The 19,297-nt window shown below is 53.3% G+C and carries 11 protein-coding genes; 9 read left to right on the forward strand and 2 right to left on the reverse strand.

Annotation, left to right across the window (positions count from 1 at the left end):
• Positions 1-20 precede the first annotated feature (20 nt).
• The 7 genes from WHR59_RS05665 to iolB are packed head-to-tail and all read left to right on the forward strand — an operon-like array spanning position 21 to position 8,390.
• On the forward strand, positions 21-950 hold the full coding sequence (locus tag WHR59_RS05665; protein WP_043017254.1) for a sugar ABC transporter substrate-binding protein: 930 nt from the start codon (positions 21-23) through the stop codon (positions 948-950).
• A gap of 60 nt (positions 951-1,010) precedes the next feature.
• On the forward strand, positions 1,011-2,558 hold the full coding sequence (locus WHR59_RS05670; protein ID WP_043017253.1) for a sugar ABC transporter ATP-binding protein: 1,548 nt from the start codon (positions 1,011-1,013) through the stop codon (positions 2,556-2,558).
• An 11-nt stretch (positions 2,559-2,569) separates the two neighbouring features.
• Positions 2,570-3,598 (forward strand): ABC transporter permease, encoded by a 1,029-nt coding sequence (locus tag WHR59_RS05675; protein WP_003826102.1) that lies wholly within the window; start codon positions 2,570-2,572, stop codon positions 3,596-3,598.
• Between the two features lie 8 nt (positions 3,599-3,606).
• The gene (locus tag WHR59_RS05680) at positions 3,607-4,740 is read left to right on the forward strand and encodes a Gfo/Idh/MocA family oxidoreductase (RefSeq protein WP_338844059.1); all 1,134 of its coding nucleotides are present in this window, start codon (positions 3,607-3,609) and stop codon (positions 4,738-4,740) included.
• Positions 4,741-4,752: 12 nt separating this feature from the next.
• Entirely contained in the window at positions 4,753-6,657 is a 1,905-nt protein-coding gene (locus WHR59_RS05685; RefSeq protein WP_043017251.1) for a bifunctional 5-dehydro-2-deoxygluconokinase/5-dehydro-2-deoxyphosphogluconate aldolase, read from the forward strand.
• Positions 6,658-6,671: 14 nt separating this feature from the next.
• Positions 6,672-7,562, forward strand: a complete 891-nt coding sequence (gene iolE / locus WHR59_RS05690) for a myo-inosose-2 dehydratase (RefSeq protein WP_043017250.1) — start codon at positions 6,672-6,674, stop codon at positions 7,560-7,562.
• A gap of 9 nt (positions 7,563-7,571) precedes the next feature.
• Entirely contained in the window at positions 7,572-8,390 is an 819-nt protein-coding gene (gene iolB / locus WHR59_RS05695) for a 5-deoxy-glucuronate isomerase (protein WP_047409379.1), read from the forward strand.
• Positions 8,391-8,519: 129 nt separating this feature from the next.
• Here iolB and WHR59_RS05700 read toward each other — a convergent pair whose 3' ends face one another.
• Both WHR59_RS05700 and WHR59_RS05705 read right to left on the reverse strand, forming a co-directional pair.
• A complete protein-coding gene (locus WHR59_RS05700; protein ID WP_043017248.1) occupies positions 8,520-9,032 on the reverse strand; it encodes a hypothetical protein in 513 nt (170 codons plus the stop codon).
• Entirely contained in the window at positions 9,022-9,792 is a 771-nt protein-coding gene (locus tag WHR59_RS05705; RefSeq protein ID WP_087052111.1) for a winged helix-turn-helix domain-containing protein, read from the reverse strand. The genes WHR59_RS05700 and WHR59_RS05705 overlap by 11 nt, the downstream gene beginning before the upstream one ends.
• A 975-nt stretch (positions 9,793-10,767) precedes the next feature.
• Between WHR59_RS05705 and WHR59_RS05710 the strand changes: the two genes are divergently transcribed.
• Positions 10,768-17,706 carry an autotransporter outer membrane beta-barrel domain-containing protein gene (locus WHR59_RS05710; protein ID WP_338843709.1) on the forward strand — a complete coding sequence of 2,313 codons (6,939 nt, stop codon included), beginning with the start codon at positions 10,768-10,770 and terminating at the stop codon, positions 17,704-17,706.
• 36 nt (positions 17,707-17,742) lie between these two features.
• Positions 17,743-19,257 carry an EAL domain-containing protein gene (locus WHR59_RS05715; RefSeq protein WP_080626216.1) on the forward strand — a complete coding sequence of 505 codons (1,515 nt, stop codon included), beginning with the start codon at positions 17,743-17,745 and terminating at the stop codon, positions 19,255-19,257.
• Positions 19,258-19,297 lie beyond the last annotated feature (40 nt).

A 19,297-nucleotide genomic window follows, 5' to 3' on the forward strand; every position in this document is an offset into this window, starting at 1 on the left:
CTACACAGAGAGACATAATAATGAAAAAACTGATCTTAGCTGTCCTCATCGCCATGACATCCGGGGCAGCCATTGCTGAAAATGAGCAAATTGTTTTCAGTACGCCAAACCTGGCGATGCCATTTGAAGTTCACATGCAGCGTACGGCGGTGAAAGCCGCAAAAGAGATGGGCGTGAATTTACAGGTCCTGGACGGGCAAGGTAGCTCGCCAAAACAGGTCGCTGACCTGGAAAACGCCATCACCCGTGGTGCACAGGGTTTTATCGTTTCGCCGAACGATGTCAACGCGGTGTCCAGTGCGGTAGATGAAATTCAGGATGCGAAACTGCCCGTTGTTACCCTCGACCGCTCCGTTGACAGCCAGAAAAAAGTGCCGCACTTCGGCGCGAACAACTACAAAGGCGGCCAGGCGATTGGCGACTTTGTCAAAACCAAATTCCCTGACGGGGCGGACATCATTCTGCTGACCGGCCAGCCGGGCTCCTCCTCCAACATTGAACGTACTAAAGGCATTCGCGACAGCCTGAAGGCGGGCGGTGAAAAGTACAAGATTGTCGCCGATCAGACCGGAAACTGGATGCGTTCTGAAGGGATGCGCATTGTCGAAAGCGTGCTGCCTTCGCTGCCGAAACGTCCGCAGGTGATCCTCTCAGCTAACGACGATATGGCGCTGGGCGCGATTGAAGCATTGCAAGGACAAGGGCTGAAACCGGGTGAGGTTCTGGTTACGGGCTTCGATGCCGTGCCGGAAGCGCTGGCGCGCGTGCGCGAGGGCTGGCTGGCGGTGACGGCGGATCAGCGTCCGGGATTTGCGGTGAAAACGGCCATGACCCAGTTGGTGAATAACGTACGGGAGAAGACCGCGATAACCGGGGCTGACTATCCGCCAACGCTTATCACCAAAGAGAACCTGCAGCAGGCCGAGCGTATTAGTGAGGCCGGTAACTGATTCAGTGTATTTTCGCAGCCGCCGCGTAAGTGGCGGCTCACTATGAGGAGGAGCAGACCGATGTCGCAACCCTTACTGAAAGTGACTGACCTGGCGAAAAGCTTTTCCGGCGTCTGGGCGCTGAGCAGCGCGCAACTGACCGTCGGAGCAGGCGAAATTCATGCGCTGTTAGGTGAGAACGGCGCCGGAAAATCGACTCTGCTGAAAGCGCTGGCGGGTGCGCAGCCGCAAACACGCGGGGATATCTGGTTTAACGGCGAAACGTTGCCGGTAGAGGACTCTCCGGTAGAGCGGCAGAACAAGGGCATTATCACTATTTATCAGGAATTTAATCTGCTGCCGAATATGACCGTCGCCGAGAATATGTTTCTCGGGCGTGAACCGCGCAAACGCAATCTGATTGTTGACGAAAAGGCGGTGAATCAGGAAGCGCAGGTAATTCTGGATTATCTGCAACTGAATGTTGCGCCAACCACGGCCGTGGCCCGACTGAGCGTGGCGCAGCAGCAAATGGTGGAAATTGCGCGGGCGCTGACGTTGAACGCAAAGCTCATCATCATGGACGAACCTTCCGCCGCGTTGAGCGACAGCGAAGTAGAAAGTCTGCACCGGGTGGTGCGGGAACTTAAAGGGCGTGGCGTGAGCATTATCTATGTGACCCATCGCCTGCATGAAGTGTTTCAACTCTGCGACCAGTTCACCGTTTTCCAGGATGGGCGTTTTACCGGAAGCGGTGCGGTTGCACAGACCACCGTAGAACAGCTGATCCGCCTGATGGTAGGGCGCGATGTGGCCTTTAATCGCCGCCCAGCCAGCGAAACTCACCATGAAGATAAACCTGTGCGTCTGGCGGTGAAGGGGCTTAGCCGCGAAAAACCACCGCTGGATCCGCATGGTATCGCACTCCATGACATTAGCTTCCATGTTCATGCCGGAGAAGTGTTAGGCATCGCCGGGCTGGTTGGCGCCGGGCGTACCGAAGTGGCCCGCTGCCTGTTTGGCGCCGACGGTTTTACTTCCGGCAGCTTTGAACTTGATGGCGTGCCCTATCAGCCGCGCGATCCGCTGTTTGCGCTGGATCAAGGGCTGGCGCTGGTACCTGAAGATCGTAAAAAAGAGGGCGCGGTGCTTGGGCTGTCGATCCGTGACAACCTGTCGCTCTCCAGCCTCTCGTCACTGCTGCACTGGCGCTGGTTTGTGAACACCCGTAAAGAGGATGCCCTGATCGAATCTTACCGCCAGGCGCTACAGATCAAAATGGTCAACAGCGCGCAGGAGGTACGCAAACTCTCCGGCGGGAACCAGCAAAAAGTGATCCTCGCGCGCTGCATGGCGCTTAATCCTCGGGTGTTGATCGTGGATGAACCGACGCGCGGCATCGATGTTGGCACCAAATCAGAAGTCCATCAGGTGCTGTTTGATATGGCGAAAAAGGGCGTGGCGGTGATCGTGATCTCCTCCGATCTGCCGGAAGTCATGGCGGTTTCCGATCGGATCATCACGCTGAGTGAGGGTCGGGTGACTGGCGAGATCCACGGTGACGACGCCAATGAAGAGCGGCTAATGACGATGATGGCCATCAACCACAACGCCCTGAATGCGGCATAACGGAGTGATTCATGACGCAGATTATTTCTAAAACGCAGGTTCCTGCCAAACGCGGCGGACGTCTTGATCCCATTGCCTTTTTTGAGCGCTTTGGGGTACTGATTTTCATGATCCTGCTGCTGATTTTCTTTCAGTTGCAGAACAGCAACTTTCTTTCTGAACGCAATATTTTCAACATCCTGACCGAAGTCTCCATCTACGGGATCATGGCTGTGGGGATGACGTTTGTCATTCTGACCGCTGGGATCGATCTGTCGGTGGGTTCCATCCTGGCGGTCTGTGCTATGACCGCCGCGTATGTGATTAAGGGCGACAACTTCACTACCGTTGACCCGAATGCCTGGGGCGGCATGAGCTGGCTGATTGGCCTTGGGATCTGTATGGCTATGGGGACCGCGATTGGTTTCCTGCATGGCCTCGGTGTGACCCGCCTGCGTCTGCCGCCGTTTATCGTCACCCTCGGTGGGATGACTATCTGGCGCGGCCTGACGCTGGTGATTAACGACGGCGCGCCGATTGCCGGTTTTGACGCGGGTTACCGCTGGTGGGGGCGAGGCGAACTGCTCGGTATCTCTATTCCAATCTGGATATTCGCGTTGGTGGCCGTAGGCGGTTATCTGGCGCTGCATAAAACCCGCTGGGGGCGCTTCGTGTACGCCATCGGCGGCAACCCGGAGGCGGCGCGTCTGGCAGGGGTCAACGTGAAGCGCGTGCTGGTGAGCGTCTACGTGTTAATTGGCTGTCTGGCAGGGTTGGCGGGCTTCATTCTCAGCGCGCGGTTGGGCAGTGCGGAAGCAGTGGCCGGGATCTCGTTCGAGCTGCGCGTCATCGCTTCGGTAGTCATTGGCGGCACCTCGCTGATGGGCGGCTACGGGCGTATCGGCGGCACCATTATCGGCTCGATCATCATGGGCATCCTGATTAACGGTCTGGTGCTGATGAACGTCTCGGCTTACTACCAACAAATTATTACCGGCTTAATTATCGTTCTGGCGGTGGCGTTCGATACCTACGCCAAGAGCCGTCGCGGCGCACTGTGAGGATCATGATGAAAGAGGTTCGTATTGGATTGATTGGCACCGGGTATATCGGCAAGGCGCATGCCATCGCCTATGCCCAGGCCCCGACGGTGTTTAACCTGCGCGGCAAATTGGTGCGTGAAATGGTGGCGGAAGTCTCGCCGGAGCTGGCGGCCGAGCGGGCGCAGGCGTTTGGCTTCAATCGCTCAACCGGAGACTGGCGGGCGCTGGTGGCCGACCCGGCAATTGATGTCGTGGATATCTGCTCACCCAACCATCTGCATAAAGAGATGGCGCTGGAAGCGATTCGCCATGGCAAGCATGTGTACTCAGAAAAGCCGCTGGCGCTGAACGCCCACGACGCGCGTGAAATGGTTGAGGCCGCAAAACGGGCGGGGGTGAAAACGCTGGTGGGATTCAACTACATGAAGAACCCAACGGCGCAACTGGCGAAAGAGATTATTGCGCGCGGTGAGATTGGCGAGGTGATCCATTTCTACGGCACCCACAACGAAGACTACATGGCCGATCCCCTTGCGCTGATCCACTGGCACTGTTTTAAAGAGACCGCCGGACTTGGGGCGCTTGGCGATCTGGCGGCGCATATCGTCAATATGGCGCAGTACCTGGTGGGGGATATTCAGCAGGTCTGCGGCGACCTGAAGATCGTGGTGCCACAGCGTCCGGCGAAAATCGGTTCCTCGCAAATGGTGACGGTAGAAAACGAAGATCAGGCTCACGCAATGGTGCGCTTCGCGGGCGGCGCGCAAGGGGTGATTGAAACCTCCCGCGTGGCTTGTGGCCGCAAGATGGGGTTGTCGTATGTGATTACCGGGACCAAAGGGACTATCAGTTTTACCCAGGAGCGTATGGCGGAGCTGAAGCTCTATCTGCATGACGATCCGGTCAACCGCCAGGGATTTCGTACTTTGCTGGTTGGCCCGGCACACCCGGACTACGGCGCATTTTGCATGGGGGCCGGGCATGGTATCGGTTTTAACGACCAGAAAACCGTGGAAGTACGTGACCTGGTGGACGGTATTGCCGCCGATGCGCCGATGTGGCCGGACTTTGAAGAGGGCTGGAAGGTGTCGCGCGTGCTTGACGCTATCGCACTCTCGCACCAGGAAGGCCGCTGGCTGAACGTGAACGACATTGTCTGAAGAGGTATCAACGTGGAAAAGCAGTTTGATGTGATATGCATGGGCCGCGTGGCGGTTGACCTCTACAGTCAGCAAATTGGCGCGCGCCTGGAAGATGTGTCGAGCTTTGCCAAATATCTTGGCGGCTCGTCCGGCAATGTGGCTTACGGCACGGCACGCCAGGGATTGCGCTCCTCAATGCTGGCGCGGGTTGGCGACGAACATATGGGGCGTTTCCTGCGTGAAGAATTAAGCCAGGTAGGCTGCGATACCAGCCATCTGATCACCGATAAAGACCGCCTGACGGCGCTGGTGCTACTCGGCATTAAAGACCGGGACACCTTCCCACTGATTTTTTACCGTGATAACTGCGCGGATATGGCGATTACCGCCAGCGATGTTGATGAACAGTACATCGCTTCTGCTCGTTGTCTTGCCATCACCGGGACGCATCTCTCTCATCCACAAACCCGCGAGGCGGTGTTGACGGCGCTCGCTTACGCCCGGCGTCACGGCGTGCGTACGGCGCTGGATATCGACTATCGCCCGGTGCTGTGGGGACTTACTTCCTTAGGCGACGGCGAAACACGTTTTATCGCCGCCGATCAGGTCACTCGCCAGTTACAGGAGGTGTTGCATCTTTTTGATGTGATTGTCGGCACTGAAGAGGAGTTTCATATCGCGGGCGGCAGTACCGATACGTTGCAGGCGCTGGCGCAGGTTCGCGGTGTGAGTCACGCGACGCTGGTCTGCAAGCGCGGTGCGCTCGGCTGCTCGGTGTATACCGACGCGATCCCGCCCCGGCTTGACGATGGCCTGACGGTGACAGGCGTGCGCGTGGAGGTGCTGAACGTGCTGGGGGCGGGGGATGCGTTTATGTCCGGTCTGCTGCGCGGCTATCTCAACGATGAGGGATGGGAGCAGGCATGCCGCTATGCCAACGCCTGCGGTGCGCTGGTGGTGTCGCGTCACGGCTGTGCGCCGGCGATGCCGAGCAAAGTTGAGCTTGATGATTATCTTTCTCGCGCTGCAGAGGTTCCACGTCCGGATCTCGATCCGCATCTCAACCATTTGCATCGCGTGACGACCCGTCGCCGTGCATGGCCGGAACTGTGCGTGATGGCCTTCGATCACCGCAGTCAGCTTGAAGAGATGGCGCTGCAGTGCGGCGCATCCCTGAAACGTATTCCGGCATTGAAACAGCTTATTTTGCAGGCCAGCCGTGAAGCGGCCAACAGCGCCGGGCTGGAGGGCAAGGCCGGGCTGCTGTGCGATGGTACGTTTGGTCAGGATGCGCTGAATTCGATAACCGGAGAGGGATGGTGGATCGGTCGCCCTATCGAACTGCCGGGATCGCGCCCGCTGGAGATGGAGCACGGCAATATAGGTTCGCAGCTCATCAGTTGGCCGCAGGAGCATGTGGTGAAGTGTCTGGTCTTTTTCCATCCGGAAGATGCCCACGCGCTGCGTCTGGAACAAGAACAGAAAATTACCGAAGTGTACCGCGCCTGTTGCCAGTCCGGGCATGAGCTGCTGTTGGAGGTGATTTTGCCCGCCAGTATGCCGCGCAGTGATGAACTGTATTTACGCGCCATTTCCCGCTTCTACAACTTAGGTGTTTACCCGGACTGGTGGAAACTCCCGCCGCTCACTTCTGCTGGCTGGAGCTCGCTGAGTGAAATTATCGCGCGACGCGACCCGCACTGCCGTGGCGTGGTGATCCTCGGGCTGGATGCTCCGGCTGAGCAACTGCGTGCTGATTTCAAAGCGGCTGCGGGCCACGGGGTGGTGAAAGGGTTTGCTGTGGGACGCACGCTGTTCGGCGACGCTTCCCGCGCGTGGTTGAAACACGATATTGACGATGCGCAGCTGGTGGCGCGCATTAAAGATAACTACCTGCAGCTTATCGCCTGGTGGCGCGAGCGCGGACAAGCATAATTCAGGAGAAGATGATGACGGTACAATTAGGTATTAACCCACTGACATGGACGAATGATGATCTTCCTTCACTGGGCGCTGAGACGTCGCTTGATACCTGTCTGAGCGAGGGCAAAGAGGCCGGATTTGCCGGTTTCGAACTGGGCAATAAATTCCCGCGCGAGGCGCGACTGCTTGGCCCCATTTTACAGCGTCACGACCTGCAACTGGTTTCCGGTTGGTACTCCGGACGTCTGCTGGAACGCAGCGTGGAGGAGGAGATTGCCGCCGTGCAATCGCACCTGACGTTACTGCGCGAACTGGGCGCGAAGGTGCTGGTATTTGCCGAAGTCAGTGGCTGCATTCACGGCGAGCAGCAGACGCCGGTGCATCTGCGTCCGCGTTTCCCGCAGGCACGCTGGCAAGAATACGGTGAAAAACTCACCGAGTTTGCGCGCTACACCCAGCAGCAGGGAGTGCAAGTTGCTTATCACCATCATATGGGCACGGTGATTGAGTCTGCTGAGGATGTGGATAATCTGATGACGCATACCGGTGATGAGGTTGGGTTACTGCTCGACACCGGACATTTGACCTTCGCCGGGGCCGATCCGCTGGCGGTGGCGCGGCGCTGGGCATCGCGTATCAACCATGTTCACTGCAAAGACGTGCGCGCCGACGTGCTGGCGGATGTCAAAAATCGCAAAACCAGCTTCCTTGATGCGGTACTGAGCGGGGTCTTCACCGTGCCGGGCGACGGCTGCGTTGACTATCCGCCGATCATGGCCTTGCTGAAGGAGAATCGGTATCAGGGTTGGTTAGTCGTGGAGGCGGAGCAGGATCCGGCCATCGCGCACCCGCTGACGTATGCGCGTCTGGGTTATAACAACCTTAGCCGTCTGGCGCGTGATGCCGGGCTTATCTGAGGAGGTGACATGTCACGTTTATTATCACGCTGGCAGCAGCCGGACGCGCAAGGGTGTACGCAGTCGGTGACGCCTGAAGCTGCTGGCTGGGGATATGTCGGCTTTAGAGCGTATGAACTGGAGGAAGGGCAGCAGTTGACGTTGCCTGCTGTCAGCGAAGAACGCTGTCTGGTACTGGTCGCTGGACGCGCGACCATCACCACGCCGGGCGCAACCTTTACGGATATCGGCGAGCGGATGAGCCCGTTTGAACGCATCAAACCGTGGGCGGTGTATGTCACTTCTGGCGAGGCAATACAGGTCCAGGCGGTGACCAGACTGGAGCTGGCAGTTTGCGCTGCACCAGGAAAAGGAACCTACCCGACGCGGCTGATTGCACCTAAGGATATCGATGGTGAAGCGCGCGGCAAAGGCCATAACCAGCGTTACGTGCATAACATCTTACCGGAAGATAAACCTGCTGATAGCTTGTTGGTGGTGGAGGTGTGGACCAATGAAGGCTGCACCAGTTCTTACCCAAGCCATAAGCATGACGCCGATAATCCTCCTCACGAAACGTATCTGGAAGAGACCTACTACCATCGGCTCAACCCGCCGCAGGGATTTTGTATGCAGCGGGTATACACCGACGACAGGTCGCTCGATGAGTGTATGGCGGTCTACAACCGCGACGTGGTGATGGTGCCAAAAGGGTACCACCCGGTGGCCACCCTGGCGGGATATGACAGCTACTACCTTAATGTGATGGCGGGTCCGGTACGCAAATGGATGTTTACCTGGGAAGACGATCACGCGTGGATTAACAGCGATTATCCGGTTGAGAGATAGGATGAAAGCGTGTGGCGACAGTGAATCGCCACACGTGGAGTCAGGGCCCGTGCGTTGCCGTGGCCCTGCACTGGTTTAACCGCAGGAACAGACTGAGACAGGGAGCCAATGCTGGATGGCGGCTCACTCCTACAATTTACTGACGCAGACGTTTGTGGGCGAAAAGGTATTGCCTAACAGATAGGCATTATTCATTTTATACATTTGCGCACGTTTTCCGGGCGTGAACGGATCGTAGATATTATGGGTAAACATCTCATCCGACACATTATCCAGACTGTGTTTACTCATTTTCATGTCTTCCAAAAACACAACGCCTTTGTCTCCTATGCGGTAATTAAAACTGACGGAGCGTTGCAGGATAAGCCGATGTCCTGGACGGTTGTCTGCTGGTGGCGTCGTGGTAATAATTCCAGAAAAATCAAGGACGCCGGTGTTATCTTTTTGCAACTGGAGCATCAGGCTACCGTCGTATTTCCCGCCCCCGGGTAGTTCGGGGAGTGAGAGTGTTGAAACGCAATGCACGCTTATCCCCTGATTAACTGTAATGAGCGCAATTCCATTCGCGCTCAACAAGGCGCTGACGGCGACCAGAACGGCGGCTCCTGCAAGTAATATCTTAGTTTTATATTTAGTATTCATGGATATAAAGGTCCTTGCATCCAGCAAACTTTGTTTTTTCTACATTATTGAAAGTGCAGCGGGATAAAAATACACGACCTTTTTCGCCGTAGACGTACAGATCGTCAGGCTGGAAAATAAACAATGCGCCAGCCAGACACTTCAGGTGTAAATCAGCCATTTTTTGTGCTTTTTCAAGCTTTGCGGTCGCTACTTCTCGCGAGCTTTCAAAAACGGTATAGACCGGACAGAGGTCGATATTGCCAAGTTTATACAGGTGTACATCGGGAAGATTGGTTTTAGCGCTGTTAAACAATGTGTTGACTGGGTAAAGAAGCATGATTAAGGAGATGCCCCCAGCAGCTAACAACATCATTTTTACGCGTTTAGACAGGGAAGGCGTGGCTTTCGGCGGTGCAAGGGAAGTCACGGTAACTGAAGGCGGTTCTTCAATGGTGGCTACCAGCCCTTCAGCGATGAAAAAGCCGACCCGCGGCACGGTTTGAATAATCTCATGTTCACAACCGAGTTCCTGTAATCCTTTACGAATCAAAGAAATATATTGGCTTAACGAATTATTTGAGGCCTGCAGACCATTTTTGTCCCAGACATTGGTAAACATCTCTTCTCTCGAGACCACTTTTCCTTCCTGCTCGAGGAGATAGGTGAAGATCCTGTTTGCTGTAATAGACAGGGTAAGGGCGTTATCCGACGGATTCAGACTGGCCAAAACGCCATCATCAGTTCTGAATGTAACTTCATTGTTAATTAGATATTTCATTTTTTCATCATTAACAGAGTATTACTTAATTATAAACCATAGTGGTATTTCTTCTTCACTACAGGAGCGCGGGATGTTACAAGTCCGAAGCATGAGGAGGGGCGTTTCATTTTAGCATCGTAAAGAACACTCCCGGCATAAAAAACCATGAAATTACTCATTTTAAGTATAAATACCTGCTTCATTTTGATGAAATTATAAGAGCGCTACTATTTTCAGATAGACCACTATATTCATTCACCGGTTTGATAACTCCGTAATTCTGGGTCGCTAGTTGATTTACAAATTGTCGGTAGCTTAGTAGATGGCAATTTTTATAATGAGAAAACGATAAATTACTTAAGTAAAATAATCGAAAAATAGTATGGTATCAAGAGTCTTAAACAATAATTAGAAACGGGTTGAGATTTTTAACTTATTACGGTCAATTCCTGATGGTACAGATTTCCCGGAACTTGCTTATCGCGAAGTTGTGTTTTTTGATTGACTGTAACCCTCTTTCTCGCTTTCACAATTTAACTAACTCCAATGAGTTACGTTTATCGAATAAATCTTACAATGAGATTGCTCTTATAAGTTGTTTGTTATTTCAGAACTGTGCTGATAAGTAATTTTTTACGGGGCGCGAAATAAATTAATATGCGTTTTACTTAATTTGAAATGTTTGTTAGTTGTATCAGAGATGGATTTGTCACATTACATTGTTTATGCAATTCATTAACACTCATCTGTTCGTTTTTTCAGCTCCATCGAAAGTTAAACCTATAATCAAATTGCAACATGGATAAATCATCTATAAATTGCTAATTTATCAGTATAAATAGATTGTTGGTTGGTGCAGCCATATCATTCGTCACGTACAAGTTGCTCAATGTTTTAGCGGGAAAATCTCCAGAGAAGAGGTACCTGACCGCTGGGTAATTATGAGCATCCCATAATGCTATGTGACCACGAATTTTACCAGGAAGGGTAATCGTGGAATTATTCGGAATGGTAATGATGAACAAGATCTTTAAAGTGGTATGGAGTGTTTCGCACTCGTGCGCTGTTGTTGTTTCTGAACTGGCAAAGCGTTGCAGCGCTTCTATAGAAACCAATAGCTCAGGTAGTATTGAATCTAAAACACATAAATTCAATATTTCAAAAATAGCGCTAAGCATAATCGGTGCCGTACTGGCTACGCATTCCATATATGCTTTTGCCGCCGACTACGTCTTGCCAGATTACTTACCATCGACTAACGCTAATGGCGCAGGGCAACTTGTTGTCGGTGACGGTGAAACTATGAATATTATCACCGGTACCAAAGGATATGGCAGCATTGCCTCAGGTGCATCGGGCTTTAAAACGATGACGATTCAACAGGCAATGGATAATGGGTATATTTCGTCAGGGAGTGAAAATATAAACCTGACGCAGACGACTTTAGGTGGCCGAACCCACAGCATTCAATATGTTGACCCCATCACCGGGGCTTCGCGTACACTCCAGGTGTATGACAGCAATAATTTTGCAGCAAATAGCGTTGGCGATCTGACGACTTATCTGGGGGTCGGCGTCGGTGATGGGCAGTATGTAAACATGAAGCTGGCGACGGTGAAATCAGGCGGTACGCTGGATGTGAATGTCGGTTCAACGGGAAGCGACTGGGCATCAAACCCGGCAAATATCTTCAATGCTGTCACGAAGGTCTCTGGAGTTTATAACGTTGAGAGCAGCGCCAGCGATACAAAAGACGCGGTACTGAATTACAACGCCAAAACTATCGTGCAAAGCGGTAGCGTTGGCAATGTCGCGAACAATGCCGGTAAAGATTATAACTTTGACACCGCAACCTACAACGGCACCTTCTCCAGCTCGCTTGGCGAGTATACGGTCAATAATCTGGATGATTTAAAAAACTACAATGATGCTCTGGTGAAAGCCGTAGAGGCTGGCCAACTTTCGCCCGCGGACTACGAGGCTGAGCTGCATAAAGCCTACACTACAGAACAGAAAAACATTCACTTTGACACCAATATCCCGGACGGCGATGCGGTGTTGCAGGCTGCAAATCGTGATGTGAACAGCTTTATTAAAGCGTCCGGGGCGCGCTCTGTCGTCAATATTTCTGCTGATGCCAATATTCAGGCGGTGTTCAGTGATACTTCCGTGGTGACGCTAACCGACGGAGCCACGCTCAATAACAACGGTACGCTGGGGGCTGCAGCCGGTGCATCTGGTGGTGATTATGTCGTTTCCGCGCGTGATAGCATCGTAAATAACAACGGGATTATTGACGCGGGAACCAGTCGTGATGTGAAAAATGCGTGGGTTGGCGCTCATACCGGGATTCTCGCGACCGGAACGACGAAGGTACAGAGCGACGGCGTTATCAACCTCGCCTCGCACCAGGATATCTATAACGCTTATGGCGTGCTGATGAATGACACGGCAACCTTTATTAATAACGGGGTAATGAATATTGCCACCGGAGGCGAGCCTGCGAAATCTTCCGATAGCGTCTATACCTACGGCGTATTTGTGCAGCGTAATGCTGTTGCTACCAATAACGGCACGATTTACATCGGACGTACTGCGCAAGCGGTAAAAGATGAGGCGACCAGCGAGGTTCAGGTCACTCTTCCGGCCATTGGTATGTATGTGAAGAGTGGGACCATCACTAACATCGGTAACATCACGATTGGCGAAAAAGTCGAGAATGCTGTTGCCATTCAGGCCAACGGTAGTACGTCTCCTGGCGCAATCAACGTTACCCAGGACGGCGTCATTGATATCAATGGCACCGGCACTGCGCAAAATATTGGCTTGATGGGAATTAACGGTGCAAAAGGGCTGGTAAACAGCGGCACGATTAACCTCAATGGGTACAGTGCCAGCGGCATTGAGCTGCAGGGAGGGAGTCAGGCGCTGCATTCGGGCACGATAAATATCACCAATGGCAGCACAACGGACAATTCGTTAAAAAATATTGGCGCCTGGGTCGAAGGGGCCGGGTCTCAGCTTACGATGAGTGGGAGTGTGAACCTTGCCGCAGATAACGCCATTGGTCTGCACGTTCGTGACGGCGGTGTTATCGATATTACCAATACGGGCAATGTCTCATTTACCAGCGGCAAGAACCAAATTGGCTATTTTGTTTATGGTGCAGGATCAAAAGTTAACGCTTCTTCTACTAATACGCAGGACGTCTCGACTGAAGGCTCAACGTTATATCGCATAGAGGGTGGCGCGACTTTTGATGGCAGCGGGTCGTCTGGTACGACAATGATGGCATCAGGCACAAACAGCACAATTCTGCAGGTGACCGGGGCGGGGAGCCATTTTGATTCCGGCTCGCAATCGCTGAGTATTACCGGGGACGGTGCGACCGGGATTAGGGTTGAAGGCGGAGCGGATGGGGTTATCACCAAAGACGCGGTGATCGTGAAACTTTCCGGTAAAGACACCACAGCCGGGATTGTTGATGGTAATTATTATGACTTGTCCGGGAATGTTGATGAGAGCCAGAAAGGCGACTCAACCCTGACCAGTTATGCCACGCTGAATACCAGCAATACGGCGGATGGCGCTTTCGGCTACATCGCTCGTAACGGCGGTACGCTCAACCATAAAGGTAAAATCGACTTTGATCAGGCGGGCAGCACAGGCGTGCTGGTTTCCGGCGGTACGTTGAATAACGACGGCGACATCAAGGTTAATGGCGTGGCGGTCAGCATTGAAGGCGCTGATTCCGTTGTGAACAACAATGCGACGGTTAGCGCGACGGATGGCACCGCAGCCTATCTCGTCGGCAATGATGCGTCATTAAGTTTGACGGGTTCGGGAGAAACCAAAGCATCAGGAGACGCGCACGGTATCTTGCTGGCCGCTGGCGCGCAAGGTCTGCTGGTCGATGGAGCCACTATCACCATGGACAGCACGGGTAAAGGCAGCGCCATTGAAAATGTCGCCAACATCGCGGGTATTCAGCTAAAAGATACAACCATCAGCGTGGGGAATGGTATCGGTATTCATACCGGGGCATCCCTGGCGCAGACCAACTCCGGAACGATTAACGTGACGGGGAGCGGTACGGGGATCCTGTTTGAAAATATCGACGGCAGCGAAACGAATCAAACGCTGGATATGTCTGACTCGCGCGGACTGGTTATCAATGTTGAGCAGGCTGCGGGGAAAGGGATCGTCACCAATGCGTCAACTGACCTGAAAACGGGCGTCAGCGTTAACGTGCTCGACGCTAACGGTGGTGAAGCGTTGATTGTTGGTGGCACGACCAAAAATGTTGAACAGGCTGGTGAGCTGACGTCGAAATCGACCAGCCACGCGGTGGTGAATGTTGATAACGGTTCTCTGGAAACGTTTATCAATAAAGGCGTTATTAAAGCGCTGGATGCGTCGCAAAAAGCGGTAGAAATGCTCTCGGGGGCAGGCATCGCGTTTACTAACGCGGCGGGCGCCAGCATTGTTGGTCAGGTTAACCTGATGAGCGGTGATAACACCGTTATGCTGGAGTCTGGCAGTACCGCAACCGACATCCAGACGGGTAGTGGTAACGATCTGTACGTCCTGAAAGATGTCAAAGAGACAGAAACCTCGCTGTTTACCAGCCTCAATGGTGGTGACGGGGAGGATACACTTCAGCTGAATAATGCACAGTACATCCTCAATCGCGCCGATGCTATTACCGGCATGGAGCATATCGATCTCACCGCGGGTTCAGTATTTACCGTTAATAATGTTGATTATGCGTTGGGTGATAGCCAAAACGATGCGATCGGTACGGGTTACAATATTGATGCGACCAGCACCTTGACGCTGAATTCTGACGCTGCGCTGGCCTTTAACAGCCATCTGGCGGGAACGGGAACGGTCGCCGTTGATGCCAGCGGTAATGCGTTTGATTTTACCAGCAACAATGCGGCTGATGGATTCAAGGGGACGCTGGCGCTGACGAACAGCACCTTTGAGCTGGCTGGATTAAATACCCAGGCGCTGAACCAGGCAACATTAAATATCGGCGAGGGGAACGTCACCCACGTGGGGTCTGGTGAGCAGAATATCGGTGGCGTGGCGTTTAACGGCGGTACCGTCAGCTTTGACGGTGTGACGCCGGGGCAGAGCAGTGCCGCAGGAACAATTCATGCTGGCGCGATGGATCTGTCCGGACGCGGAACTGTGCAGGTTGATACAGGTACGATTACCAACGATCGGCCGCTGGCTGATACCACGCTGTCACTTCTTGAACAGGACGATGCGCAGTCGCTGATCCAACTGGCGACATCAGATACTGCCGTCTCTGGCGGTGCGGGCAATCTGACGCTAACCGATAGCAATGGCAATATCATCAGCGATGGGATTGAAGCCGGCATCAGCCAAAATGGAGAGATTGTTGCGAACGGAACCTATGATTATCGCCTTACCGGCGGGGAAAACGATGATGGGTTGTACATTAGCTATGGTCTGACACAGGTCGAACTGCTGGCCCCCGGAGACAATGCACTGGTCCTGGATGCGAACGGTAAAGCCGGTAATGCCGCAGATCTCAGCGCTCGCGTGACAGGCACTGGCGATCTGGCGTTTGACAGCGCCAGAGGCCAGACGGTATCGCTGTCGAATATGGATAACGATTACACCGGTGTTACCGATGTACGCAGCGGCAACCTGCTGATGAAAAACGATAATGTTCTGGGACAGACCAGCGAACTGCGTCTGGCCGCTGATACCGGTTTTGACATGAACGGTTATAGCCAGACTGTCGGTAAGCTGACGGCGGCGGCTGACTCACTGCTGAACATCAATGGCGGTAGCCTGACCCTGGCGCAGGGCGGCACAGCCGATGGAATATTGACCGGAAGCGGCGCGTTAAACATCAATGGCGACACGCTGACCATCACCGGTGAAAACAGCACGCTGGCGGCAAAAACGACCATTGCAGAAGGCGCGCGCGTGCTGATGAACACGACGCTGGGTCTCGGCACCGGCGATATTGTGGCGGCGGGAACGCTGACAATGAGCAAGGCGGCAGGCGCGCTTTATAACAGCATCAGCGATGCCGGACGGGTTGAACTCAGCGAAAGCGATGTCGCGCTGATGGGCAACAACAGTGCCTTTACGGGGCAATTTGCTGTGGATGCGGATTCCCGGCTTACCGCGTTCACAGCAGAAAATCTGGGCAGCGCAGAGGTGAGCAACAGCGGTTCACTGGTGCTGAACAATAATACCGACTGGCAGCTTAATAACGACGTTTATGGTAGCGGCGATGTGACCAAGCTGGGAGCCGGCTCCATTACCGTCGGCGATAACGCCGCCTGGACGGGCAAAACGGAGATTGAGCAGGGCGGCCTGGTACTGGGGGACGGCACATCTCCGGTCACGCTGGCCAGTAGCGAAGTCAACATTGCGGCTGCGGGGATGCTCTCGGGCACGGGGGGCGTTGCAGGTCATGTGAATAACGCCGGTGTGCTGCAGGTGGGAACCGGGACCGGCGACAACCTCCTGTTCACGGTGGGGGGCGACCTGGTTAACAGCGGTACCCTCGCAACCGGTGTGAATGGTCAGCAGGCCGGTAACCAGCTGGTGGTCAATGGCAATTATACGGGGAATGGTGGGCATCTTTCCCTGAACACCGCGCTGGGGGATGACAATTCCGTTACGGATAAGCTGGTGGTGAAAGGCGATACCAGTGGCACCACCTCCGTCAGCGTCACCAACGCCGGTGGGAAAGGGGCCGCCACGATTGATGGGATCGAAGTTATTCATGTTGATGGCGCATCGGACGGTGAGTTCACCCAGGCTGGCCGTATTGTGGCAGGGGCATATGACTACAGCCTTGGGCGCGGTCAGGATGAGAACAGCGGCAACTGGTATCTGACCAGCGGCAAAACCAATCCGGATCCCGAACCAAATCCGGATCCGGATCCCGATAAAGATCTGCGCCCGGAAGGCGGCAGCTACACGGCTAACCTGGCGGCAGCCAACAACATGTTCGTCACCCGTTTGTACGATCGCCTGGGCGAAACGCAGTATACCGATGCCCTGACCGGCGAGCAGAAAGTCACCAGTATGTGGATGCGCCACGTTGGCGGGCACAACAACTGGCGTGACGGCAGCGGCCAGCTGAAAACCCAGAGCAACCGTTATGTATTGCAGCTGGGAGGCGACATTGCGCAATGGAGCCAGAACGGACTTGACCGCTGGCACCTGGGCGTGATGGCGGGCTACGGGAACGACCACAGTAACACCCGGTCATCACGCACGGGTTATCGTTCCCGGGGTTCAGTCAATGGCTACAGTACCGGCGTGTATGCCACATGGTATGCCAATGATGCGTCGCATAACGGCGCCTGGCTGGACAGCTGGGCTCAGTACAGCTGGTTTGATAACAATGTTAAAGGCGATGACCTGCAGGGCGAGTCATATAAATCGAAAGGGGTGACCGCCTCGCTGGAAATGGGATATGCCCAGAAAATGGGCGAATTTTCCGGCAGTCAGGGCACGCTGAATGAATGGTACATCCAGCCTCAGGCGCAGGCGGTCTGGATGGGCGTGAAGGCGGACGATCATCAGGAAAGCAACGGCACCCGTATCACCAGCAACGGTAACGGCAATGTACAGACCCGGCTGGGCCTGAAAACCTGGATTAAGAGCCATCATCAGATGGATAACGGTAAAGAGCGTGAATTCCAGCCGTTTGCCGAACTGAACTGGCTGCACAATTCACGTGATTTCAGTACGACCATGGACGGCGTGAATGTTCGTCAGGATGGGGCGAAAAATATCGCCGAGGTAAAAGTGGGTGTGGAAGGACAGGTGAGTCCGCGTCTTAATCTGTGGGGCAACATCGGGGTCCAGGCTGGCGACAAAGGCTATAACGACAGCGCTGCGATGGTCGGTGTGAAATGGAACTTCTAAGCTGATTCTGCCGGGCAAGTTCAGCCAGACTGGCGTATGTCAGTCTGGTTATTTCCTCCTGAAATAACATCTAAAAAGCGTCCTTCAGGGCGCTTTGTTCAACAACACGAGTTAATCATGTCTGTAACCAAGAAAATCACACCCATCATGCTGGTGTTGCTTTTTCTTCTGGCCGGTGTGCTGACGTCATGGCAGCAATGGGATAGAGAGGGACAACTTGTCAGGGAACACGCGATAAATAGCCTGATCGAAGAAATCGACACGATATTTGACGACGTAAATACGCTGGCTGTGTTGGCCAGCGCAAATATCCAGGAAAATTGCACCGACGATCTGCTACGAAAATTGCGTCTTCTTACGGCATCTGGCGAGAAGATTCGTTCAGTCAGTATTATCAGGAATGGTGAGTGGAACTGTTCTTCTCTCGAAGGCAGAGAATCGCCGGGGATTGTTTCCAGAGGAACGACCACACACTCACTGATGATTGAACAGATTTATCGGCTGAAGACGGAGATGTATATCCTCTATTTTCCGTTTCAGGGGCAGGTGGTGGCGGTTGCGGTATATAAAGCGGCGATCGATAAAATTCTCATGGATTTTGCCCGTAAAGCAAAAATTGATGTGCATTTTTTATTGTATCCAGCAAAACATCCTTTCGTGCAGATGGCCTCACAAAACTATCCTTTCTGGATTGTGACGGATTCACAGGATGGCATTGCAGATTATGTGCGAGATAACCATTATCTTCTTATTTTATTTGTTCTACTGTCGTTGCTGTTATATTTCCACTTACGCCGGGTGCAGCGGATTTCACCGATAAAAATACTGCAGCGTGCGATTCATAATGATGAATTTGTTCCATTTTATCAGCCCGTCGTCGAACTCGCTTCCGGAAAAATCGTCGGGGCTGAAGTTCTCGCTCGCTGGGATCACCCTGAGCAGGGAATTATTCCCCCTAACGAATTTATCCACACGGCTGAACATAGCGGCTTGATCAATGCGCTGACGCTGAAACTTTTGACGCAGGTAGAGACTGATATGCGGTGCCTCAGGGATCATTGCGATATACCCTTTCACATCGGTATTAACATACCTCCACTGTCACTGGAAGATAATGAATTTACCGATGCCACTATCGCCTTTATTCGGCGGATGAACTTGTTTCATATTGGTGTGATGCTGGAAATCACCGAGCGACAGCAGAATCTGATTCGTGAAAGCGTGCTGAAGCGCTTGAAGGAGGCGGGAGCGGCACTAGCCCTGGATGACTTTGGGACCGGGTATTCTAACTATGCTGCGCTGCAACGTATTTCGCCGCGATTTTTGAAAGTTGATAAGATGTTTATCGATTCATTGGGTAAAGGTGGCGTGAGTGATAGCATTATCAGCAACATTGTTCACCTCTCTGAACTGGCCAGGATCCCATTGGTAGCGGAAGGGATAGAAAGTGAAGAGCAGATGGAGAGGCTGCGACGGATGGACGTTAGCTTTGGTCAGGGATACCTGTTCAGTAAACCAGTACCCTTTAATGCGTTTCTGCATTTATTATAAGAATAGCTGATAATAAAAAACCGCTTTCGCGGTTTTTTAT

The organism is Citrobacter europaeus, assembly GCF_037482245.1.
In the GTDB taxonomy this organism is placed as follows: Bacteria; Pseudomonadota; Gammaproteobacteria; order Enterobacterales; family Enterobacteriaceae; genus Citrobacter; species Citrobacter europaeus.